Annotated in this window: 19 protein-coding genes and 1 pseudogene; 12 read left to right on the top strand and 8 right to left on the bottom strand. The window is 75.2% G+C overall.

The features are described from left to right. Positions 1-2 precede the first annotated feature (2 nt). Both ACFVXK_RS27500 and ACFVXK_RS27495 read right to left on the bottom strand, forming a co-directional pair. The gene (locus ACFVXK_RS27500; RefSeq protein ID WP_389616246.1) at positions 3-533 is read right to left on the bottom strand and encodes a hypothetical protein; all 531 of its coding nucleotides are present in this window, start codon (positions 531-533) and stop codon (positions 3-5) included. Next, on the bottom strand, positions 530-2,911 hold the full coding sequence (locus ACFVXK_RS27495) for an FHA domain-containing protein (RefSeq protein WP_389616244.1): 2,382 nt from the start codon (positions 2,909-2,911) through the stop codon (positions 530-532). Before ACFVXK_RS27495 ends, ACFVXK_RS27500 begins: the two co-directional genes overlap by 4 nt. Before the next feature lie 158 nt (positions 2,912-3,069). On the opposite strand from ACFVXK_RS27495, the gene ACFVXK_RS27490 reads away from it, so the two are divergent. The 5 genes from ACFVXK_RS27490 (at position 3,070) to ACFVXK_RS27470 (ending at position 8,381) form a co-directional block, all read left to right on the top strand. Further along, positions 3,070-4,131: a cation diffusion facilitator family transporter gene (locus ACFVXK_RS27490; protein ID WP_389616241.1), complete on the top strand. Its 1,062-nt coding sequence runs from the start codon at positions 3,070-3,072 to the stop codon at positions 4,129-4,131. A 69-nt stretch (positions 4,132-4,200) separates the two neighbouring features. Then, complete coding sequence (locus tag ACFVXK_RS27485; RefSeq protein ID WP_389616238.1) at positions 4,201-4,707, top strand: NUDIX domain-containing protein; 507 nt, start codon at positions 4,201-4,203, stop codon at positions 4,705-4,707. Between the two features lie 48 nt (positions 4,708-4,755). Continuing rightward, on the top strand, positions 4,756-6,012 hold the full coding sequence (locus tag ACFVXK_RS27480; RefSeq protein ID WP_389616249.1) for a Tm-1-like ATP-binding domain-containing protein: 1,257 nt from the start codon (positions 4,756-4,758) through the stop codon (positions 6,010-6,012). Between the two features lie 159 nt (positions 6,013-6,171). After that, positions 6,172-7,785: a protein kinase gene (locus ACFVXK_RS27475; protein WP_389616235.1), complete on the top strand. Its 1,614-nt coding sequence runs from the start codon at positions 6,172-6,174 to the stop codon at positions 7,783-7,785. Further along, positions 7,782-8,381, top strand: coding sequence for a hypothetical protein (locus ACFVXK_RS27470; protein WP_389616232.1), 600 nt, complete (start codon positions 7,782-7,784; stop codon positions 8,379-8,381). The genes ACFVXK_RS27475 and ACFVXK_RS27470 overlap by 4 nt, the downstream gene beginning before the upstream one ends. Positions 8,382-8,645: 264 nt before the next feature. Here the strand turns inward: ACFVXK_RS27470 and ACFVXK_RS27465 are convergent, their stop codons facing one another. Further along, the gene (locus ACFVXK_RS27465; RefSeq protein ID WP_389616229.1) at positions 8,646-9,932 is read right to left on the bottom strand and encodes an ATP-binding protein; all 1,287 of its coding nucleotides are present in this window, start codon (positions 9,930-9,932) and stop codon (positions 8,646-8,648) included. Between the two features lie 267 nt (positions 9,933-10,199). Between ACFVXK_RS27465 and ACFVXK_RS27460 the strand changes: the two genes are divergently transcribed. Next, complete coding sequence (locus ACFVXK_RS27460; RefSeq protein ID WP_389616226.1) at positions 10,200-10,994, top strand: trypsin-like serine peptidase; 795 nt, start codon at positions 10,200-10,202, stop codon at positions 10,992-10,994. Here the strand turns inward: ACFVXK_RS27460 and ACFVXK_RS27455 are convergent. From ACFVXK_RS27455 to ACFVXK_RS27440, 4 genes are all read right to left on the bottom strand, one after another. Then, positions 10,991-11,488: an NUDIX domain-containing protein gene (locus ACFVXK_RS27455; RefSeq protein ID WP_389616223.1), complete on the bottom strand. Its 498-nt coding sequence runs from the start codon at positions 11,486-11,488 to the stop codon at positions 10,991-10,993. The genes ACFVXK_RS27460 and ACFVXK_RS27455 overlap by 4 nt on opposite strands. A gap of 36 nt (positions 11,489-11,524) precedes the next feature. After that, a complete protein-coding gene (gene lnt, locus ACFVXK_RS27450) occupies positions 11,525-13,159 on the bottom strand; it encodes an apolipoprotein N-acyltransferase (RefSeq protein ID WP_389616220.1) in 1,635 nt (544 codons plus the stop codon). A gap of 101 nt (positions 13,160-13,260) precedes the next feature. Further along, the gene (locus ACFVXK_RS27445; protein WP_358894706.1) at positions 13,261-13,776 is read right to left on the bottom strand and encodes a hypothetical protein; all 516 of its coding nucleotides are present in this window, start codon (positions 13,774-13,776) and stop codon (positions 13,261-13,263) included. Positions 13,777-13,911: 135 nt separating this feature from the next. Then, on the bottom strand, positions 13,912-14,967 hold the full coding sequence (locus ACFVXK_RS27440) for an FAD-dependent oxidoreductase (protein WP_389616217.1): 1,056 nt from the start codon (positions 14,965-14,967) through the stop codon (positions 13,912-13,914). 110 nt (positions 14,968-15,077) lie between these two features. On the opposite strand from ACFVXK_RS27440, the gene ACFVXK_RS27435 reads away from it, so the two are divergent. Further along, the gene (locus tag ACFVXK_RS27435; RefSeq protein ID WP_389616214.1) at positions 15,078-15,668 is read left to right on the top strand and encodes a TetR/AcrR family transcriptional regulator; all 591 of its coding nucleotides are present in this window, start codon (positions 15,078-15,080) and stop codon (positions 15,666-15,668) included. After that, entirely contained in the window at positions 15,665-16,585 is a 921-nt protein-coding gene (locus tag ACFVXK_RS27430) for an ADP-ribosylglycohydrolase family protein (protein WP_389616211.1), read from the top strand. The genes ACFVXK_RS27435 and ACFVXK_RS27430 overlap by 4 nt, the downstream gene beginning before the upstream one ends. A gap of 34 nt (positions 16,586-16,619) precedes the next feature. Here the strand turns inward: ACFVXK_RS27430 and ACFVXK_RS27425 are convergent, their stop codons facing one another. Next, on the bottom strand, positions 16,620-17,420 hold the full coding sequence (locus ACFVXK_RS27425; RefSeq protein ID WP_389616208.1) for a glutamate racemase: 801 nt from the start codon (positions 17,418-17,420) through the stop codon (positions 16,620-16,622). 199 nt (positions 17,421-17,619) lie between these two features. Between ACFVXK_RS27425 and ACFVXK_RS27420 the strand changes: the two genes are divergently transcribed. From ACFVXK_RS27420 to ACFVXK_RS27405, 4 genes and pseudogenes are all read left to right on the top strand, one after another. Further along, positions 17,620-18,789 (top strand): glycosyltransferase, encoded by a 1,170-nt coding sequence (locus ACFVXK_RS27420; protein ID WP_389616205.1) that lies wholly within the window; start codon positions 17,620-17,622, stop codon positions 18,787-18,789. Positions 18,790-19,076: 287 nt separating this feature from the next. Beyond that, positions 19,077-19,646 (top strand): DUF6643 family protein, encoded by a 570-nt coding sequence (locus ACFVXK_RS27415; RefSeq protein ID WP_389616202.1) that lies wholly within the window; start codon positions 19,077-19,079, stop codon positions 19,644-19,646. A gap of 121 nt (positions 19,647-19,767) precedes the next feature. Next, positions 19,768-20,595 (top strand): MOSC domain-containing protein, encoded by an 828-nt coding sequence (locus tag ACFVXK_RS27410; RefSeq protein WP_389616200.1) that lies wholly within the window; start codon positions 19,768-19,770, stop codon positions 20,593-20,595. Between the two features lie 328 nt (positions 20,596-20,923). After that, positions 20,924-21,146, top strand: a pseudogene (locus tag ACFVXK_RS27405) (hypothetical protein); the annotation flags it as partial.

Genomic DNA, 21,146 nt, shown 5'->3' with positions numbered 1-21,146 from the left:
TGTTACCGCTGGTGCTCTGGGTGGGGGGCCCGGGCGCCCGGTCCCGAGACGACCGCGTAGGTCGCCATGCGGCTGCCGTCGGCGTACATCCACCGCCGCGAGGTCTCGTCGTAGAGCCAGGCGGACTCCCCGTCGATCACGATGCCGAGCCGCAGCCCCCGTACGGCCCGCCCGAAGTCCTCGCCGCCCGCCGCGCCGTCGGCGTGGTCGTGCACGGCCCGCCGGTAGCGTTCCAGGGCCTCCGCGGCCCGGCCGAGCAACGGTCCGGGGTCCTCGGTCCGGGCGAGGGGCCGGCCGGTGGTGGGCGGCGGCTGCGGCACCGCCACGAGGAGGCGTCCGTCGACCCAGGCGGACCAGCCGTTGGCGCACAGGATCTCCGTCCACTCCCCGCGCCGGGAGAGCAGCTGCACGGGCAGGAACGGGTCCAGCGGCGCGGTCGGCCGGCCCACGTCGGGGGCCTCCCAGGCGGGCAGCCCCTCCTGGGGGACGACATGGGTGGGGTGGAACTCCGGGATCGGGTCGGTGAAGGTCATCGCCGGGGCTGCTTCCGCATCACGGCCGGCTCCTGCCGGCGCAGCAGCCGGGCCACGACCACGCCGAAGACCACCGACAGCACGACCAGCGCGGCGACGCACACCAGCCAGCCGCCGGCCTCGTGGTGGTAGATCGGGTCCTGGGTGAGCTTCCCGGGGACGATCCGGCCCAGTTCGATGGTGGCGCCCATCGCGCCCATGGCCCAGCGGGAGGGCGCCAGCCAGGCGACCTGTTCGAGGACGGGGACGCCGTAGAGCTTCAGCAGGGTGCCGCAGAAGACGACCTGGACGATGGCGAGGAGGACCAGCAGCGGCATGGTGACCTCCTCCTTCTTGACCAGGGCGGAGATCATCAGGCCGAGCATCATCGCGGTGAAGGACAGCAGGGCGACGGCGAGGGTGATCTCGATCAGCGGGGGCATGAGCACGCCCTTGCCGCCGGGGGCGTCCAGATCCACTCCGGCGAGGGCGATGAGGGTCAGGACCACGGCCTGGGCGACGGTGATCGTCCCCAGCACCACCACCTTCGACATCAGGTAGGCGGAGCGCGACAGCCCGACGGCGCGTTCGCGCTGGTAGATCACGCGTTCCTTGACCAGTTCGCGGACCGCGTTGGCGGCGCCGGTGAGCACTCCGCCGATGGTGAGGATGAGCAGGGCGTTGAGCGCCGTCTCTACGTCGAGCTTGTTCCCGGCGAGCGCACGGGCCATGGCGCCCATCATGAACGGCAGCGCGACCATGATGACGAGGAAGGTGCGGTCGGCGCTGAGCACGGCGGCGTACCGGCGGACCAGGGTGGACAGCTGGGCTCCCCAGCTCTGCGCCTTGGGCGGTGGCGCGGGCGGCGCCGCCGCCGCGGCCGCCTGGGCGGCGGGCGGGACGGGCGCCGGCCCGCGGGCGGTCAGCTCGACGTAGCGCCGGTGGACCGGCGAGCCCCGGAAGGCGCCCGCCCAGTCCCGTTCCCGGTCGTTCTCGAAGACCTCGAAGGCTTCCGGCCACTCCGCGAACCCGAAGAAGCCGAGGGCCTCCTGGGGCGGGCCGAAGTAGGCCACGCGTCCGCCGGGGGCGAGGAACAGCAGCCGGTCGCAGACGTCGAGGCTGAGCACGCTGTGGGTGACGACGATGACGGTCCGGCCGTCGTCGGCGAGGCCGCGCAGCATGTGCATCACCGAGCGGTCCATGCCGGGGTCGAGGCCGGAGGTGGGCTCGTCGAGGAAGAGGAGCGAGGGCTTGGTGAGGAGTTCGAGGGCGACCGAGACCCGTTTGCGCTGGCCGCCGGAGAGGCTGTGGATGGGCTGGTCGGCCCGCTGGACGAGGCCGAGCTCACGGATCACCTCGTCGACCCGGGCCTCGCGTTCGGCCCGGCTGGTGTCCTGGGGGAAGCGCAGTTCGGCCGCGTACACGAGGGCACGGCGGACGGTGAGCTGGGCGTGCAGGATGTCGTCCTGGGGGACGAGGCCGATGCGGCTGCGCAGTTCGGCGTAGTCGTGGTAGAGGTCGCGGCCGTCGTAGAGGACGGTTCCGGTGTCGGCGGGGCGCAGGCCCGTGAGCGCGCCGAGCAGGGTGGACTTGCCGGCGCCGCTGGGGCCGACGACGGCGAGGAGGCATTTGGCGCCGACGGGGAAGGTGACCCCGTCCATCAGGGTCTTGCGGCCGCGGTCGACGGTCACGGACAGGTCCTGGACGTCGAGGGAGACCTCGCCGGTGTCGGTGTACTCCAGGAGCCGGTCGCCGACGAGGCAGAACGCCGAGTGGCCGATGCCGACGATGTCGCCCTCGGCGATCCTGGCCCGGCCGACGGGGGCGCCGTTGAGGTAGGTGCCGTTGTGGCTGCCGAGGTCGACGATCTCGTAGGTGCCGTCGGCGAGGGCGCGCAGTTCGGCGTGCCGGCGGGAGACGACGAGGTTGTCGATCACGAGGTCGTTGCCGGGGTCCCGGCCGATCCGCAGGGCGGTCCGCGCGGGCACCGCCCGGACGCTGGTGGGCTGGCGGAAGGTGCTGGTCATGGCCGGATTGGTGACCGAGGAGGGGCGTACCGCGGCGGGCGGGGCGGGGGTGCGGCCGACGAGCACGGCGCGGGGGCCGTCGACGGCGTTGCCGAAGCGCAGCTCGCTGCCGGGGCCGACGTCCTCCACGCTGACGCGGTGGCCGTCGGCGGCCCAGGTTCCGTTGGTGCTGTTCTCGTCCTCGACGGTCCAGTGGTCTCCGTCGGGACGCAGGACGGCGTGGTGCCACGAGACGCGGGCGTCTTCGAAGCAGATCTCGCAGAGGGGGTCGCGTCCGACGTGGTAGGTCCTGCCGGGGCTCATCTCCGTGGAGCCTCGAGCGGTTTCCAGGACGAGTTCGGGCGCGGTCGGCACACCGGGGCGCTGGACCATGACCAGATTTTCGCACGATCCGTCCGTCCCGGCATAAGCGCAGGTCAAGCGGGTCTTATGGGTAATGACAACGGTCCCCGTTGCAGCCTTTGCCCTCTGCGCCGGGGTGCGCTTCACTTCACGCGTCGGAACCGAACAGACGGACAGACGGGGACGCGATGACCGGGCACGACAGCCACGACCACGATCACGACCACGGGCCCGCGCAGGCCTCCGCACCGGGGCACGGACACGGCCATGGCCACGGCCACGCGGGGCACAGCCACGGCGTGGACCCCGACGCCGACCGCCGCTGGCTGGCGATCGCGCTCGCCCTGATCGGCGGCTTCATGGCCGTCGAGGTGGTCATCGGCGTACTGGCGCATTCGCTGGCCCTGATCTCCGACGCGGCGCACATGCTGACCGACGCCGTCTCGATCGTCCTCGCGCTGGTCGCGATGCGGCTGGCGGCGCGTCCGGCGCGCGGCGGGTTCACGTTCGGGCTCAAGCGCGCGGAGATACTCTCCGCCCAGGCCAACGGCCTGACCCTGCTGCTGCTGGCGGTGTGGCTGGCGTACGAGGCGGTGCGCCGGCTGATCGATCCGCCGCCGGTGGAGGGCGGGCTGGTGCTGGTGACGGCGCTGGCCGGGATCGTGGTGAACGTGGCCGCGGCCTGGTGCATCTCGAAGGCGAACCGCTCCTCGCTGGCGGTGGAGGGCGTCTACCAGCACATCCTCAACGACCTGTTCGCCTTCATCGGGACGGCCGTGGCCGGTCTGATCGTGCTCACCACCGGATTCGTGCAGGCCGACGCCATCGCCTCGCTCGTGGTGGTGGTGCTGATGGTGAAGGCGGGCTACGGGCTGGTGCGGGAGTCGGGACGGATCTTCCTGGAGGCCGCTCCGGCGCACCTGGACCCGGACGCGGTGGGCGACCGGCTGGTCGGCCACCCGCCGGTGACGGAGGTGCACGACCTGCACATCTGGACGATCACCTCGGGTCAGGCGGCCCTGTCGGCGCACGTGCTGGTGGAGGAGGAGGGCGACTGCCACGCCGTGCGGCGCGACCTGGAGGCGCTGCTGTCGAAGGAGTACGGGATCACCCACACCACCCTCCAGGTGGACCACGTGCAGGACGAGCTGCTGTCGGTCGGCCGGACGGGTGAGGGCTCCGACGCCCCGGACCCGCACTGCGCGGACGCGCACGGCCCGGTGCACCGATCGGGCCCGCACGAGCACTGAGCCCCTTCGCGCGGCCCCCGCCCCGGTCCCGGTCACTGACCGGGGCCGGGGCGGGGCATGTATGGGACCGTGACGCAGCCGAAGAGGTACAAGCAGAGCGCGGGCCTGCTGGTGTTCCGCCGTGGCGGAGCCGGTGGCGACGGAGCCGGTGGTGACGGCGGGGTCGAGGTGCTGCTCGGCCATATGGGCGGCCCCCTGTGGGCGGGCCGGGACGCCGGGGGCTGGGCGATCCCCAAGGGGGAGTACGGGCCGGACGAGACCCCGCGCGACGCGGCCCGCCGGGAGTTCACCGAGGAGCTGGGGGTGCCCCCGCCGGAGGGCGAGTACCTGCCGCTGGGCGAGGTGCGGCTGTCCAGCGGGAAGCTGGTGACCATCTGGGCGGTGGAGGGGGACCTCGACCCGGCGCTGACGGTGCCGGGGACCTTCACCATGGAGTGGCCGCCGCATTCGGGGACCGAGCGCGAGTTCCCCGAGCTGGACCGGGTGGCCTGGTTCGCTCCCCCGCTGGCCAGAAACAAGCTGATCGCCTCTCAAATCCCCTTCCTGGAGCGATTGTTGACCCTTCTGGCGGATTGACCTGACCTTTACTTGCCACCAAACCTCACCTGCATGGACATTGCACATATGACGAGCGTCGTGCTGGTGGGAACCCTGGACACCAAGGGTGTCGAGTACGGCTGGCTGCGCGAGAGGCTGCTGCGCGCCGGCGTCGAGGTGGTACTGGTCGACACGGGGATCATGGGAGAACCGCGGGTGCCCGCGGACGTGCCCCGCGAGGAGGTGGCGCGGGCCGCGGGCACCGAACTCTCCCGCCTGCGCACGGCCGCAGACCGGGGCGCGGCCGTGACCACGATGGCCGAGGGGGCGGAGGCCGTCGTCTTACGCCTGCACGCCGAGGGCCGGCTGCACGGGGTGCTCGCGATCGGCGGCAGCGGGGGCACCTCCATCGCCACCCGGGCGATGCGGGCCCTGCCGCTGGGCGTGCCGAAGGTCATGGTCTCCTCGATGGCCTCGGGGGACGTCGCCCCGTACGTGGGCTCCTCGGACATCACCATGGTGTACAGCGTGGTGGACATCGCCGGGATCAACAGCGTCTCGGCACCGGTGCTGGCCAACGCGGCGGAGGCGGTCGCCGCGATGGCCAAGGGCTTCGCCCGCGCGGCCCTGGACCGCAGCCGCCCGGTCCGGCTCGGCACGGGAGCGCGGCCGCTGGTGGCGGCGAGCATGGCGGGGGTGACCACGCCCGGGGTGGACGCCGCCCGGGAGCGGCTGACCGAACTCGGCTACGAGGTGCTGGTCTTCCACGCCAGCGGGTCGGGCGGGCGCACCCTGGAGAAGCTGGCCGGGCAGGGGATCTTCGCGGGCGTGCTGGACCTGACCCTCAGCGAGCTCGCCGACGACCTGTGCGGCGGCATCCTCACCGCCGGCCCCGACCGCCTCAGCGCGGCCGGACGGGCGGGGATCCCTCAGGTGGTGAGCCTGGGGGCGCTGGACATGGTGAAGTTCGGACCGCTGGAGACCCTGCCGGAGCGGGCCCGCTACCGGCGGGTGCGGATCCACAACCCCTCGATCACGGTGATCCGCACGACGGAGGCCGAGTGCGCGGAGCTGGGCCGCCGGGTGGCCGCGAAGCTGCGCGCGGCGACGGGGCCGACGGCGGTCTGCCTGCCGCTGCGCGGGCTGTCCACGCTGGGCGCGCCGGAAGGCCCGTACCACGATCCGGAGGCGGACGGCGCCCTGTTCGCCGCGCTCCGCGAGGGCCTGCGGGGCAGCACGGCCCGGCTGTACGACTACGACACCCACATCAACGACCCGGCCTTCGGGCGGGCGGCGGCGGACCGGCTGCACGCCATGATCGGGGCGGTGTCGGCCGCGGCCTGACGCCCCCTGACCGCCCGCCCTCCCCCCGGCCGTCCGGTCCTTGGACGGGCCGGACGGCCGGGAACCGGCCGTGGCTCAATGGTGTCCATGGATGTGGCCGGTCGGAACCGACCGGTCCGGCTCTGGGAGGAGCCGGTGACGCCACGGAGGGGGGCGGGAATGGGCAACGGCTGGACGGTACCCGGGTACAGCGAGGTCCGGGAGCTGGGTTCGGGCGGCAGCGGGCGGGTCGTGCTCGCGGTCCACGACGCCACCGGCACGGCGGTCGCCGTGAAGTACCTCAGCGACCGGATGCGCGAGGACCCGGCCTTCGTACGGGAGTTCCGGGCCGAGGCCCGGCTGCTGGGCGGCCTGGTCTCCCCGTACGTGACGGGCTTCTACGAGTACGTGGAGGCCCCGGACGGGGCCGCGATCGTCATGGAGCTCATCGACGGGGTCTCCCTGCGCTCCGTGCTGCGCGAGTCCGGACGGACGGAACCCGAGGCCGCGCTGGTGGTCCTCAAGGGCTCCCTGCTCGGGCTGGCCGCCGCCCACCGGGCCGGGGTGGTGCACCGCGACTACAAGCCGGAGAACGTGCTGGTCGCGGCCGACGGCTCCTCCAAGCTGGTGGACTTCGGGATCGCCGCGGGCCGGGGCAGCACCCCCGGGGTCGCGGGGACCCCCGCCTACATGGCCCCCGAGCAGTGGCAGGGGCAGCCGGCCTCGCCGACGGCCGACGTCTACGCGGCCACCGCGACCTTCTTCGAGTGCCTCACCGGCCGCAAGCCCTACGACGGCGGGAACTTCGCCGAGCTCGCCGTCCAGCACATCGAGGCCCCCGTACCGGAGACCGAGGCCCCCGAGGCCGTACGGCCGCTGATCCGCCGGGGTCTGGCCAAGCGGCCCGAGCAGCGGCCCGAGAACGCCGAGGCCTTCGTCGCGGAGCTGGAGGCCCTGGCGGTGGCCGCGTACGGGCCCCAGTGGGAGGAGCGCGGACAGCGCAAGCTGGCCGCGCTGGCCGCCCTGCTGCCGCTGCTGTTCCCCTCGGCGGGCGGCGCGGCCGCGGGCACCACGGCCGTGGCCACCACCTCGATCGGCTCCGGCTGGGCCCCGGGGCGCGGGGGCTGGCTGGCCACGGGGCTGGCGCTGGTGCTGGGCGCGGCACTGGTGTTCACGACGGACGCGGCCGGCACACCGCCGCCGCCCTCGGCCCTCAGCGACTTCGCCACCACCAGCCCCTCCTCACCCGGCTCCACTCCCGCCTCCTCCCCCACGGCACCGGGCCCGTCCGCCTCGCCGTCGCCGTCGCCGTCGGCCTCGGGCAGCCCGACGCCCACGCCCTCGGCGTCGGCCCCGTCCCCGACGCCCACCCCGACGCCGTGGCCCTCCACCGGCACCACGCCGTCCTGGAGCCCGACGCCGACCGTCAGCTGGTCGCCCGCGCCGACGCCCTCGCCCACCCTGCGGGTGACCAAGCTGGGCGTCACCCTGACCCCGGGGGCCTACCGGGGCAGCGCCTCCGTCTCCGTGGCGACGCAGGGCAGCGGGCCGGTCACCGTCGTCGTCCAGTGGTACCTGGGCGACGCCCAGGGCGCGTACTCCGTGCCGGACGGCACCGACACGCTCGTGGTCCAGGCCGGCGATCCGGCCACGGTGGTCCAGTCCCACACCTTCACGCGCGGCCGCGGCTGCTACGGCGGCGTCCGGGTCACCACGAAGCCCGCCGCGGCGAGCGGCGCGGCATCCGACTCCCAGCGCCTGCTGCGCTGCACCGACGTGGAGCCCCCGCGATGAGCGATCCGCGCGCCCCGCAGGGCGACGACTACAGCGCCACCGTCCTCGGCAGCCACTGGTTCAGCGGGCCGCCGCCCCCGGCCGACGCGGCCCCCGACCGGGTCGAGGGCGCCGTGCTGCGCTTCGGCCCGGGGGTGACGGCGGCCCTGCCCGCGCCCTTCCCCCTCACGCCCGAACCCGCGCCCGTACCGTCCCGGCGGCGGGGTGGCTGGCGCCGGTACACCCTGGCCGCCGTGGTCCTGGCGGGAGTGCTGGCGTACCTGGGCTGGCAGCGGTTCGGCCCGGCCGTCGAGGTCCGCGAGGTGGCGGTGAGCACCGACCCGCGCGGCCCTGCCTGCGACACGGCGGCCGACGTGGTGGCCACCGTACGCACCGACGGCCGCCCCGGAACCCTGACGTACCGCTGGATCCGCAGCGACGGCACCCGCTCGGAGGAACTCACCGAACACGTCCCCGACGGCCGCACCGAGGCGACCCTCCACCTCATGTGGACCTTCAGGGGCACGGGCACCTACCCGGCCCGCGCGGAACTCCAGCTCCTGAGCCCCACGGCACGCACGGCGGCGACGGAGTTCACCTACACCTGCCCGCGCTAGGCGCTCGTCCTTGTGGCCGGGGCCGGTGTGGCCGTCCGGCCGAGGCGTGGGGGGTGGGGGCGGTGGTTGACTCGGAGGGTCGACCGGGGCGTGCAGGACGCCCCTGGCACCCTGGCGTGCCGTGTTCCCTCCGGCAACACCCCCTGGGAGCACGGCCGTTTCCGCTCGGATGCCGGGTCCGCGCGGAAGGCCCGCGGCCGCTTTGGGGAGCAGCCGCGGGCCGTTTCGCGTTCCCGTCCCCCGCCGCAACCGGGGGACGGAGTCTCAGAACCGCGCGTGGGCGGTGATGTCGGCCTGGAACTCCCCGGTCATCGCGGGGGTCACCGTGGGCCGGCACTGGGCGACGGCCGCCAGGTAGTCGGCCGTGGTCGCGCCGGGCTGGGCGGCCGCGCCGCGGGCGCCGACCGCCTCCAGGTCCCGTTCGAAGGACACCTGCGCCGCGGTCCGCGCCGCGTGCTCGATGTCGGCCGGGGTGAACAGCTCGGTCGCCGCCACCAGCGCGGCCACGTCCACGTCGGCGCGCCCGGCCGTGTAGCGGGACCAGATCGCGGCGCGGGCCCCGGCGTCGGGGGTGCCGATCGGGATCAGGTAGTCGAAGCGGCCGGGGCGCAGGAAGGCCGGGTCGAGGGAGCGGATGGAGTTGGTGGCGCAGACCAGCAGCCGCTCGTCGCCCTCCCGGAAGCCGGGTATCAGCTTGAGCAGCTCGTTGGTGACGCCGTGGGCGCCGCCGGGCTGCGCGGGCTCGCTGCGCACGGGGGCGATCTCCTCGACCTCGTCGATGAAGACGAGCACCCGCTCCAGCTCGGCGATCCGGGCGAAGGCCTCGCGCAGGGCGGCCGCCAGGTTGCCGCCGTCGGCGAGGCGGGAGGGCAGCAGTTCCACGAAGGGCCAGCCCAGCCGGGAGGCGATGGCCCGGGCGAAGGTGGTCTTGCCGGTGCCGGGCGGCCCGAAGAGGGTGATGGCGCGCGGCGGGCGCACCCCGTGCGCGGCGGCCCGCTCGGGTTCGGCGAGGGGGAGCACCACCCGGCGTTCGATGAGCTCCTTCTCCTTCTCCATGCCGGCGACCTTGGCCCACAGGTCGCTGGGCAGGAAGCGGCCGCCGAGGTCGTCGAGGAGCCCCGCGGCCGGTCCGTGCAGCGGTTCGGTCTTCTCGAAGTAGGCGACGGCGGGCTGGCGGGTGTACCCGGCGTTGAGGAGCCCCTCGCCGAGCAGGTCCTCCTCGGGCAGGACGTACGCGATGCGGCCCACGCGGGCCGCGATCAGGCGGCGCTCCAGCTCGACGAGGAGGGCGCTGGCGAGGCCGCGTCCGCGCCAGCCGGCGGCGATGGCGATGCGCATCACCCAGGCCCGCTCGCCGGTCACGCAGGCGAGGGCCGCGCCGATGGGGACGCCCTGGTGGACGGCGACCACGCAGGGCTGCCGGTCGGTCAGCGCGCTGATGCACTCGGCGAGCGAGAAGACCGACTCCTGGCCGAGTTCGGCCGTCGTGTCGATCAGATGGACCACCGCCGCGAGATCGCCCTCGCGGTAGTCGTGGATGAGCCAGTTCACCGGGTACCGCCCCTCGTTCGTGCTCTTGCGGCGAGGCTAGGGGCGGGCGGGCCCGCCGATCACGCACCGCCGTGCACAACAGCGGGCCGGGAAACCGTCCGCCGCGTCCATAGACCGGTGGGTTCCGCCGAAGCGGCGGCCCCGGGGGCGTAGTCCGTTCATGCCTTCCGACAGGGACCGCCGCTTCTCCCGCGTCCCTCGCATTCACAGCTGATTCATACGGAAATCCGTGCCGGGGCCACAGTTTTCCCGGGGAGGCTCTGATGCATGATCCAACGCATCCTCCCCCGCAGGGCGGCCGGCCGTCCCGGCCCCCGTGCCCGGCGGGCGTCACGGATCCTGCTCGCGGTGACCGCGATGGGCGCCCTGCTCAGCCTGGACCTGCCCGAGGCCGGGGCCGCCACCCCGCTCGGGGTGACCGAGGAGGCCCCCGCCGACGCGGAGGCCGGGCGGGTCGGGGCGCTGTTCGCCGGCGGGGTCGACGGGGGGCACTTCTGCACCGCGTCCGTGGTGCGCAGCCTGGGCCGCGACGTCATCGCCACCGCCGCGCACTGCCTGGACCACCCCGACACCACCGTGTTCGCCCCCGGCTACCGGGACGGCGCGACCCCGTACGGGCTGTGGCGGGTGACCCGGGTGTGGGTGGCTCCGGGCTGGACGGACGGCCGGGACCCGGACGCCGACGTCGCCTTCGCGACGGTCGCGCCGGCCGATGCCGGGGAGAGCAGGGCGGTGGAGGACGTGGTGGGGGGCTTCCCGGTGGCCGCCGCGCAGCCCGGTGACGTCACGGTGACCGTGCTCGGCTACCCGAGCGTGCAGGACACCCCGCTGCGCTGCTCCAACGCGACGGGCCTGTTCTCGCCGACGCAGCGCCGCATCGACTGCCCGGACCTCAGCGGCGGCACCAGTGGCAGCCCCTGGCTGGCGGGCGGCGCGCTGGCCGGGGTCCTCGGCGGGTACCAGGGGGGCGGGGAGGTGCCCGAGGTGTCGTACAGCGCGGTGATGGGCGACGCGGCGATGGCCCTGTACTGCGAGGCGGCGGGGGCCGCGCGCACCGGCTAGGCCGGTGCCTCCGCAGTGTCTTCCGGGGCCGCGAACCAGGTCGGCTCCTCGGTGAGGCAGAGCCGGACGCGGTGCAGGGCGAAGGGCTCCAGCGGCGGCAGGCCGTCCGGGTGGAACCAGGCCACCTCCAGCAGTTCGCCGTCCGCGGGGCGGGCCTCGCCGCCGGTGGCCCGGCAGCGGAAGGTGATGTCCTGGTACTGGCAGACGTCGCCGTTGGCGTAGGTGACCGGTTCGAGCATCTGGACGAGGACGACCCGTTCGGGGACGCACCGCACGGCCGTCTCCTCGTACACCTCGCGCACGGCCGTCGCGGCGGGCTGCTCGCCGGGCTCGGCTATCCCTCCGACGACCGACCAGCGGCCGGTGTCGGCCCGGCGTCCGAGCAGCACCCGGCCGTCGTCGTCGAAGACGACGGCGGTGACCCCGGGCAGCAGGAGCAGCAGGTGGCCGGCGCCGGCGGCCCGGATCTCTCGGATGAACTCGGGTGTGCTCATGCGCCGACCCTACGGGGCCGGCTTCATGCGCCGGCCCTACGGGGTGGCCCGGCGGGCGCGGATCCGGCGGGCGAGGACCGCCCCGAGGCCGCCGGCGGCGAGCAGGACCAGCGCGTACTCGGGCAGCGGGCCCAGGCGGGTGGCCGGGGTCTCGGTGGAGCGCAGCGGGATCTCGTCGACGAGGGCGTCGGCGGTGAACATCTTCGTCTGCTTGACCACCGTGCCGTCGGGGCGGATGACCGCGCTGACGCCGCTGGTGACGGGGACGAGGACGCTGCGGCTGTGCTCGACGGCGCGGATGCGGTCCATGGCCAGCTGCTGGTAGGTCATCTCGGTCCGGCCGAAGGTGGCGTTGTTGCTGGGGACGGCGATGACCTGGGCTCCGGCCCGGACGGTGGAGCGGACGGCGTCGTCGAAGGCGGCCTCGTAGCAGGTGACCATGCCGACGCCGGTGCCCGCCATGTCGAAGACGCCGGGCTCCTTGCCGGGGCCGAAGTCGCGGCGGACCCGGTCCACGTCGGAGCTGAACAGCCGGACGAAGGAGCGCATCGGGATGCGTTCGCCGAAGGGCTGGATCTTGCGCTTGTCGTAGGTGTCCACGGGGCCCTTGACCGGGTCCCACAGGATCATCGTGTTGCGCAGCGGGCCGGTCTCGGGGGCGAGGACCGAGCCGATGGCGGTGGGCACGCCGACGGCCTTGACGGCGTTGTCGATGACGGCGTGCGCGTCGGGCTGGGTGAAGGGGTCGATGTCGGAGGAGTTCTCCGGCCACACGACGAAGTCGGGCTTGGGGACGCGGCCGGCCCTGACGTCCTCGGCGAGCTGGATGGTGCGGTTCGCGTGGTTGTCGAGGACCTGGCGGCGCTGGGCGTTGAAGTCGAAGCCCGCGCGGGGCACGTTGCCCTGGATGACGGCGGCGACGGCGGTGCCGTCCTCGGCGGCGTCGGAGACCAGCGGGCGGGCGGCGAGGGCCGCGCCGACGGGGGCGACGACGGTGAGGGCAGCGAGGGCCGCGGCGGCGCGGGTGGGCTGCCGGCGGGCGATGCGGGCGGCCCCGTACAGGCCGAAGCCGCAGAGGGCGACGGCGAAGGAGAGCAGCGGGGTCCCGCCGACGGCGGCGAGCGGTACGAAGATCCCGTCGGCCTGCCCGTAGGCGAGCCGGCCCCAGGAGAAACCGCCGAACGGGGCGCGGGCGCGCAGGGCCTCGACGGCCACCCAGACGGCGGCCGACCACAGGGGTGCGGCGGGCAGCCGGCTGACCAGGGCGATGCCCAGGCCGGCCAGGCCGATGAGGAGGGACTCCAGGGTGACCAGGGCCAGCCACGGCACGGGGCCGACGCCCTCGCTGGTCCACACGAGCAGCGGCAGCAGGTAGCCGAGCCCGAAGAGGAAGCCGAGCCCGAAGCCGGCCCGGGCGCGGCGGCCGCGCAGGCAGCCGGCCAGCAGGGCCAGGGCGAAGGGGGCCAGCCACCACAGGGGGCGGGGCGGGAAGCTGAGGTAGAGCAGCACGCCGGCGAGCGCGGCCAGGGCGGGTCGCGCCAGCCGGGCGGCCCAGCGCCTCCCCGGGCCGGAGGGGACCGCGGCGGCGGCCGCGCCCGGGGTGTCCGCTACGGCTGGCCCGGCGGGCTGGGAGGGCTCGCTCTCGGCGGCCCGGGTGACACTGCTGCTCATCTGGCGGAGTGTACGTGCCCGTACGCCAAGGGCTGGTAAGGCCGCGGGGGCGGAGCCCGTACGCTCGCGGCCGCCGGCGCGGTCCGGGGGCAGGGCCTGGTTCAGCGGGCCAGGGCGCGTAGGTGGGTGCGGATGACGCGGACCGCGTTCTCGGCGTCGTCGACCGTGACGGTGAACAGCTTGCCGTCGCCGAGTCGCAGTTCCACGCCCTCCCCGCGCCGGACGATCACCGCGGTGCCCTTCTCCGGCCGCCAGCGGTACCCCCAGCCGCCCCACTGCTGCGGGGTGACCCGGGGCAGGAACTCGGCGGCGGTGACCTCCGCGAGGCGGATCTTGCGGCGCGGCAGCCCGATGTGGCCGCAGCGCACCTCCAGGGCTTCGGCGTCGACGGTGACGGCCACGTACACGAAGGCGAGCGTGCCGTAGAGGATCAGCAGCCCGGCGGCCAGGCAGCCGATCACGGACATCAGCAGCGGAACGTATCCGGAGGCCCAGGAGTTGTCGACGGCCAGCTCGACGCCGAGCGCGAGGCAGGCGGCCCCGGCCGCGGCGAGCAGCCACTGCGCCCGGTTGGAGGCCCGGCCCGTCCAGAGGGGGCCCGGGGGGTGACCCGTCATGAGCAGCAGCGTACCCACGTTCCGCATGTCCGCCACCGCCTCTGCGCCACTCGGCGCATCCCGTTCCGGGGCCCGCGCGGCCCCGGGCCGTCCGGGTCCGCGCCTGCCCGCCCGCGTCCTTCGCCAAACGCGGGGTCAGCCCGGGAGGAGGCTGGTCAGGGCGTCGCGCAGGGCGGGGCGACGGCCGGTCACGAAGCGGTGCAGGGTGCGGGAGGCGAGCGCCACCCGCTGCGCGCTGCGGCGCCGCTCGGCGTCGTACGCGCGCAGGGCGGCGGGCAGCCCGCCCGGCCCGCCGTGGGCGGCGACGGCGCGGGTGAGGGCCTCGGCGTCGAGGAGGGCGGTGCAGGCGCCCTGCCCGAGGTTGGGGGTCATGGCGTGCGCGGCGTCCCCCACGAGCGCGATCCGGCCGCCCGTGACGAAGGCCGGGAGCGCGGGGTGGAGGTGGCGCATCTCGTAGCGGATCCAGCCGGCCAGGTCGGTGTCGGCGAGGACGCGCGGAACGGGGTCGTGCCAGCCGGCGAACGCGGCGCGGACCTCCTCGGCGGTGGTGGCCTCCGGGACGGCGGCGTACCAGTTGGTGCGGCCCGGCTCGACGGGGGTGAGGCCGAAAAACCGGCCGTCGCCCCACGTTTCCCCGTACACCCCGGTCTCGAAGTCCGCGATGCCGATCCAGGCGACGGTGCCGAGGGTGCGCACACCGCTGCGGGAGCCGAAACGGGTGGTGCGGACGGTGCTGTTGATGCCGTCGGCCCCGACGAGCAGATCGGCGTCGGGGCCGCCGTCCGGGCCGCCGAGCGGGCGCCCGTACTCGATGGCGACGCCGCCGAGCCGTTCGAGCTCCGCGACGAGCGCGTCGAGCAGGTGGGGGCGGGATATGAGCAGCTCGGGGCGGCCGGCCTTGCGCTCGACGCGTTCCAGGGGGAGGGCGGCCAGGACCCTGCCGTCCGGGCGGCGGATGCGGGCGCCCCGGTACGGCACCGACCGCGCCCGGAGGGCCTCGCCGAGGCCGAGCCGGTCGAGGGCGGCCTGGGCGGTGGGGTGGATCCCGAAGGCGGTGCCGTAGCGCTCCGGGGCGGTGCGGCGTTCCAGGACCCGCACGGTCCAGCCCGCGCGGCGCAGTCCGATGGCGGTGGCGAGACCGCCGACGCCCGCGCCCGCCACCACGGCGGTGCCGTGTCCTCCACTGCCCATGACATGTCCTCCGGTCGTCGGACGAACGGGTGCACGCGCTGACCACTCACCGGACCACCACAACCGTGGTACCCCATCCGTGGTACCACGGGCGTGGTTATCCTGGCAAGGTGAACCAGGACCGCAGGGACCGGCTGGGCGACGCCGCCGTGTCCGTACTCGCCGCGGCGGGCGGACGGGGGCTGACGCACCGGGCCGTCGACGCCGCGGCCGGTGTGCCGCCGGGCACCGCCAAGAACTACTTCCCGAGCCGCGACGCCCTCCTGCGGGCCGTGGCCGAACGCTGCCTGGAGCAGTACCGGGAACTGGCCGAGGCCCTGGCCTCGGCCGGGCCGGCCCCCTTGGACCGGGCGGGACTGGCGGCCCTGCTGGCCGGACTGCTGCGGAACGTGGCCGGGCCGGGGCGGCCGCGCATGGCGGCCTACCTGGAACTCCAGGCCGAGGCGGGCCGGCGGCCCTGGCTGGCCGGACTGCTGGACCCGATCGGCGCCGCCGACTTCGCCGTGTACGGGGGTCTGCTGGCCGGCGCCGGCCTCCCGGCCGGGCCCGGGCGGGCGCGCGCCCTGACCCTCGCCCTGCACGGGGCCATCCCCCATCTGCTGGCCGGCTCCCCCGCCACCCTGGCGGCGGCCGGGCTGGACGACGTCGAGGGATTCGCGCGGGACCTGCTGGACCATGTGTGCGGAGAGGAGGAGTCGTGACGACGCGGGTGGAGCGGGCCGTGGGGGCGGTGCTCGGCTCGGCGGCCGGTGACGCGCTGGGCGCGCCGTACGAGTTCGGGCCGGCCGGGCAGCTGAGCGCCCGTCGGCAGGAGATGCGCGGGGGCGGCGGCTGGGATCCGGGCGAGGCGACGGACGACACGCAGATGGCGGTGCTGGTCGGCGAGTCCCTGCTGGAGCGCGGCGGCCTCGACCTCCCGGACCTCTTCGCCCGCTTCCGGCGCTGGGCGGCCGGGGAGCCCAAGGACATCGGCCTCCAGACCGAGTCCGTGCTGCCCAGCGGCCTGCCCTGGGACCAGGCGGCCGCCCGGCACTTCCAGGTCAACGTGCGGGCGGCGGGCAACGGTTCCCTGATGCGGGCCGCCACCTCGGCCGTCTGGTTCGCGCCGGCCGGGCGGGAGGCCACCATGGACGCCGCCCGCCGGATCGCGGCCCTCACCCACGGCGACCGGGCCGCCTGGGAGGGCACCGCCGTCCTGCACGAGCTCGTACGGGTGGCCCTGGACGGCGCCGACCCGCTGGCCGCGCTGCCGTCGGTGCTGGAGGCGGTGCACCCGGACCACCGGGAGCGCTACGCGCGGGTGCTCGCCGCCGACTGGCACCCGGACCGGGCCACCGAGTTCAACGGCGCGGTGTGGCCCTGCCTGGGCTCGGCGGTGTGGGCCCTGCGCACCACGGCCGGGTTCGCGCAGGCCGTACGGGCCGCCGTGGACCTGGGCGGGGACACCGACACGGTGGCCGCCGTGACCGGCACCCTGGCGGGCGCCGTGTACGGCGAGGCGGCGGTCCCGCGGGAGTGGACGGCCCCGCTGCACGTGCCGCTGCCCGGCTCCGGCGGGCGGGTCCTGGACGCGGAGGCGCTGCGCGCCCTGGCCCGCCGCCTGGCGGGGGCCGCCTGACGACGGAGCCCGCGCCCACGGCGGGGGGCGCTCGCTACCGGGCCACGGCGGCGCCGTGGTCCTGGCCGGCCAGGAGGCGGCCTTCGGCGTAGCCGAGGGCGGCCTCGGACAGGGTGGACGGGCGGCCGCTGTGCAGGACGGTCAGCCCGCCGGTCCGCGGCAGCCGCGGCGCGGGCTCGGCCCCGATCCGGCGCAGCGCCTGTACCGCGACGGCCTCGGCGGAGCCGTGGTAGCGCAGCTCCGCGCCGCCGGTGCGGGCGGCGAGGGCGGCGCGGATCGATTCCTCGACGAGCTCGTAGTGCGTGCAGCCGAGGACCACGTCCGTCACGTCGGGCGGGGTCAGCTCGGCCGCGGCCGCGACCGTGCGCGCGATGGCCTCCTCGTCACCGTGCTCGACGGCGTCGGCGAGACCCGGGCAGGGCACCTCGGTGACCGGGACCCCGGCGGCGAAGTCGCGGATCAGCCCGCGCTGGTAGGGGCTGCCGGTGGTGGCGGGGGTGGCCCAGATCGCCACCCGGCCGCCGGCCGTGGCGGCGGGCTTGATGGCGGGGACGGTCCCGATGACCGGGATCCCGGGCTCCAGCTCGGCCCGCAGGGTGGCCAGCGAGTGCACGGAGGCGGTGTTGCAGGCCACGATCAGCGCGTCGGGCCGCAGCGCGGCGGCGGCCCGCGCCACGGCGCGGGCGCGCTCGGTGAGGTCGGCGGGGGTACGCGGGCCCCAGGGCATCCCGTCGGGGTCGGAGGACAGCAGCAGATCGGCGTCGGGCCGCAGCCGACGCGTCGCGGCGGCCGCAGCGAGGAGGCCGATTCCCGAGTCCATGAGCGCGATCTTCACCGGGTCACCTTAGTCGACGCCCCCGCCCACCGCCCGAACCCATGACCGGCATATCATCCTGAAACCCACCATTACCCCCCTGCCTTTCCGGGACCTGCCGCCACCCCCGGCCTTTCCGGAACCCCGCCGCCGGTCCCGCGCCGGAGGTGATCGGCCCGGACGCGGGACACGTCCCGCCCGGTTCGGCGACACTGCCGCCATGGGCCTCCTCATCGCCGCCTACGCCTCCCTCGCCGCCTGGCTCTGGCTGACCCTCGCCCAGGGCATGTTCTGGCGCACCGACAACCGCCTGCCCCCGCGCACCGCCCCCGCCCGCTGGCCCTCCGTGGCCATCGTGGTCCCGGCCCGGGACGAGGCCGGGGTGCTGCCGCTGAGCCTGCCGTCGCTCCTGGCCCAGGACTACCCCGGCGAGGCCGGCATCGTCCTGGTCGACGACGGCAGCACCGACGGCACCGCGGGCCTGGCCCGGCGCCTGGCCGCCGAGCAGCCCGGCCTGCCCCTGACGGTGCTCAGCCCCTCCGATCCCCCGCCCGGCTGGACCGGCAAGCTGTGGGCCCTGCGCCACGGCATCACCCACGCGACCGCGAGCGCGTCCGACGCCCCCGAGTACCTGCTGCTCACCGACGCCGACATCGCGCACGAGCCGGACAGCCTCCGGGAACTGGTCGCCGCCGCGACCTCCTCCGGCCTCGACCTGGTGTCCCAGATGGCCCGGCTGCGCGTGGTCAGCGTCTGGGAGCGGCTCGTCGTGCCCGCGTTCGTGTACTTCTTCGCCCAGCTGTACCCCTTCCGGTGGATCAACCGGCCCGGCGCGCGGACCGCCGCGGCCGCCGGGGGGTGCGTCCTGCTGCGCACGGAGGCGGCGGTCCGCGCCGGGATCCCGGACTCCATCCGCCAGGCCGTCATCGACGACGTGGCCCTGGCGCGGGCGGTCCAGCGCTCCGGCGGGCGGATCTGGCTCGGGCTGGCGGAGCGGGTGGACAGCGTCCGCCCGTATCCGGCCCTGGGCGACCTGTGGCGGATGGTCTCGCGCAGCGCGTACGCCCAACTCCGCCACCAGCCGCTGCTGCTGGCCGGGACCGTGGCCGGGCTCGCGGTGGTCTACCTGGTCCCCCCGGCGGCGCTGTTCGCCGGGCTCGCGGGCGGCCGGTCCGCCGTCGCCGCCGCCGGCGGGCTGGCCTGGCTGCTGATGGCCGGCACCTACCTGCCGATGCTGCGCTACTACCGCCAGCCCGCCGCGCTCGCGCCGCTGCTGCCGTTCACCGCGCTGCTGTACCTGCTGATGACCGTCGACTCGGCCGTGCAGCACTACCGGGGGCGCGGGGCCGCCTGGAAGGGCCGTACCTATGCCCGCCCCAGCGACGCCTGAAACCACCCGGGGGGCGCAGATCGGACCTGACGGGGCATCACCCCGGCGCGGCACCGGGGCCACCCATGTCATCCGAGGTCACCGCGTTGTGACCGTGCGTCAGTTCCGGATAGGTGCACGGGCCAACCGGCGAGTACGAGTGGGAGCAAGGCGGGGTGCATGTGGCGAATCGTGCACGTGAACGTCAAGTGAAAGCTGTGGCTCTGACCTGGGAATATGCAGGTCAGAGCGGTGTTGGCGCCACCTGGCTATGGACCCGGTGAAGTCGTGGGCTTAACTTGTCTCCCATGACCTCCCCCCGCTCCACTTATGGCGGCGGTTACTACTCCGCGCCCTCTTTCCCGGACACCCCCATCTACGACTCCCTCGTCGCAGAACGCGGGACTCCGCAGATCGCCCCGATCCGCGTTCCGGCCGCCTACGACACCCCCGGTGCCGGTTACCCGAGCGGTGGATACCTTCCGGCCCTCGCCTCCTCCATGCCCGCGCTCCCGCCCGCCTCGCCGCAGCCGACGCCGGCCCCCGCGTACGGGTACGGATACCCGCAGCAGCCGGCCGCGCCGGCCCCGATGCCGGTTCCGCTTCAGCACGCGCCCGCCCCGTACGTCCCGCAGCAGCAGCTCCCGCCCCGCGGCGGGTTCGTGCCGCAGCCGCAGCCGCAGCAGCCCCGGCCGCTCGCGGCGGGCACCGGGTACGAGGCCATGCGCCCGGCGGCCCCGCGCCCGATGACGGCGCCGATGCAGATGGCGGCCCCGATGCAGATGGCCGCGCCCGTTCCCACGGCCGTGCCGACCGCGGCGGCGGTCCCCTCGTACCAGGACCCCTACGCGGGCCAGTACCAGAGCCGCGGCTACTGACCGGCCGCACCACACCCCGCCGCACCCCGGCCGGTAGCCGCGCCGGGGGCCGCGGCCGGAGCCCTGCGCCCTGCGCGAAACGCGCTGGGGTGCCGGCACGGGCGGCTGTCACAATGCCCTTATGTCGAACTTGTACGTCCAGTCCCTCCACATCCATCCCGTCAAGTCGGTGGCGGGGACCGCTCCCGACGAGATGGAAGTGGAGCCCTGGGGGCCGGCCGGCGACCGCCGGTGGGCCGTGGTCGACGAGAGCGGCGCGATCATCACCCAACGCCAGCAGGCGCGGCTGGCCTTGGCCTCGGCCCGCCCGCTGCCCGGCGGGCGGGTCGCCCTGTCGGCGCCCGGCATGCCGGACCTGAGCGTGGACGTGCCGCAGCCGGGCCCGTTGGAGCCGGTGGTCCTGTTCGGCAAGAAGGTCGACACGGTGGTCGCGGCGACGGCCGCCGCCGCGTGGTTCAGCTCCTACCTCGGACAGCCCGCGCGGCTGGTCCACCTCGACGACCCGGCCGTGCGCCGGCCCGTCGACCCCGATTACGCCCTGCCCGGGGAAACGGTGAGCCTCGCCGACGGCTACCCGGTGCTGCTGGCGACCGCCGCCTCGCTGGAGGCCCTCAACGGCATGATCGCCGAGGGGGACCACCCCGAGGAGGGCCCCCTGCCGATGAACCGTTTCCGCCCGAACGTGGTGGTCGGCGGCCCCCTCGCGCCCTGGGCCGAGGACGGGTGGCGGCGCATCGCGATCGGCGGGGCCGTCTTCCGCGGGGTCCGCGAGTGCGGGCGGTGCATCGTCACCACCACCGACCAGGCCACGGCCGAACGCGGCCGGGAGCCCCTGAAGACCCTGGCCCGCCACCGCCGCATCGGCAAGTCGCTCGCCTTCGGGCGCCAGCTGGTGCCGGTCGTCCCGGGCACGGTGCGCGTCGGTGACGAGGTACGCGTCCTGGACTGACCCTCCGCCCCCCTCCGCCGCACCCCGCGCCCGGCCCGCCCCTGACCACGGCGGCCGGGCGCACACGCGGGGCGTCCGGGCGGACACCCAGGGGGGGAATGACACCTTCGAGGGGCTCCTGGGGCCTGCCGGAACCAACCGGCGGCGCGGGGCCGTTGGAGCATGCGGGACGGCCGGACCCGCGCCGGGGCAGGAGCACCGGATCGGGTGATGGACGTCCCGCGCGTCCCGGGATGCGCGTCCCGCGGGGATGCGGAAGGCTGGGACGCGCGGACAGACGCGGACTCGCGGACAGACGCAGACTGGCATGGGCAGGGGGAGCCGGACCGTGCGGACAGCAATGGGTGTGTGGCGCTGGCGGCGCAATCCGCTGCGCAGGCCGACCGACCTCGTCGAGGCGTGGGTGGCCTGCGCCGCGCTGGTGTGCGTGCTGCTGGTGGCTCCGGCCGTCGGGTGGGCCGCCGGCCTCCGGGTGGACGGGATCCTGCAGCGCGCCGCGCGTGAGCAGCGGCAGGAGCGGTACCTCGTGCCGGCCGTGGTGGTGCGGCCCG

The organism is Streptomyces sp. NPDC058157 (assembly GCF_042884105.1).
Taxonomy (GTDB): Bacteria; Actinomycetota; Actinomycetes; order Streptomycetales; family Streptomycetaceae; genus Streptomyces.
The sequence above is the reverse complement of the archived record's forward strand: the minus strand, read 5'-3'. Positions and strand labels throughout refer to the sequence as shown.

What these genes read in the sequence shown, in the direction of transcription:
- ACFVXK_RS27455 (WP_389616223.1), bottom strand. Translation starts at nt 11,488, where the DNA reads ATGAGCACACCCGAGTTCATCCGAGAGATCCGGGCCGCCGGCGCCGGC.
- ACFVXK_RS27470 (WP_389616232.1), top strand. Translation starts at nt 7,782, where the DNA reads ATGAGCGATCCGCGCGCCCCGCAGGGCGACGACTACAGCGCCACCGTC.
- ACFVXK_RS27480 (WP_389616249.1), top strand. Translation starts at nt 4,756, where the DNA reads ATGACGAGCGTCGTGCTGGTGGGAACCCTGGACACCAAGGGTGTCGAG.
- ACFVXK_RS27445 (WP_358894706.1), bottom strand. Translation starts at nt 13,776, where the DNA reads ATGACGGGTCACCCCCCGGGCCCCCTCTGGACGGGCCGGGCCTCCAAC.
- ACFVXK_RS27475 (WP_389616235.1), top strand. Translation starts at nt 6,172, where the DNA reads ATGGGCAACGGCTGGACGGTACCCGGGTACAGCGAGGTCCGGGAGCTG.
- ACFVXK_RS27500 (WP_389616246.1), bottom strand. Translation starts at nt 533, where the DNA reads ATGACCTTCACCGACCCGATCCCGGAGTTCCACCCCACCCATGTCGTC.
- ACFVXK_RS27420 (WP_389616205.1), top strand. Translation starts at nt 17,620, where the DNA reads ATGGGCCTCCTCATCGCCGCCTACGCCTCCCTCGCCGCCTGGCTCTGG.
- ACFVXK_RS27495 (WP_389616244.1), bottom strand. Translation starts at nt 2,911, where the DNA reads ATGGTCCAGCGCCCCGGTGTGCCGACCGCGCCCGAACTCGTCCTGGAA.
- ACFVXK_RS27410 (WP_389616200.1), top strand. Translation starts at nt 19,768, where the DNA reads ATGTCGAACTTGTACGTCCAGTCCCTCCACATCCATCCCGTCAAGTCG.
- ACFVXK_RS27460 (WP_389616226.1), top strand. Translation starts at nt 10,200, where the DNA reads ATGATCCAACGCATCCTCCCCCGCAGGGCGGCCGGCCGTCCCGGCCCC.
- ACFVXK_RS27415 (WP_389616202.1), top strand. Translation starts at nt 19,077, where the DNA reads ATGACCTCCCCCCGCTCCACTTATGGCGGCGGTTACTACTCCGCGCCC.
- ACFVXK_RS27490 (WP_389616241.1), top strand. Translation starts at nt 3,070, where the DNA reads ATGACCGGGCACGACAGCCACGACCACGATCACGACCACGGGCCCGCG.
- lnt (WP_389616220.1), bottom strand. Translation starts at nt 13,159, where the DNA reads ATGAGCAGCAGTGTCACCCGGGCCGCCGAGAGCGAGCCCTCCCAGCCC.
- ACFVXK_RS27440 (WP_389616217.1), bottom strand. Translation starts at nt 14,967, where the DNA reads ATGGGCAGTGGAGGACACGGCACCGCCGTGGTGGCGGGCGCGGGCGTC.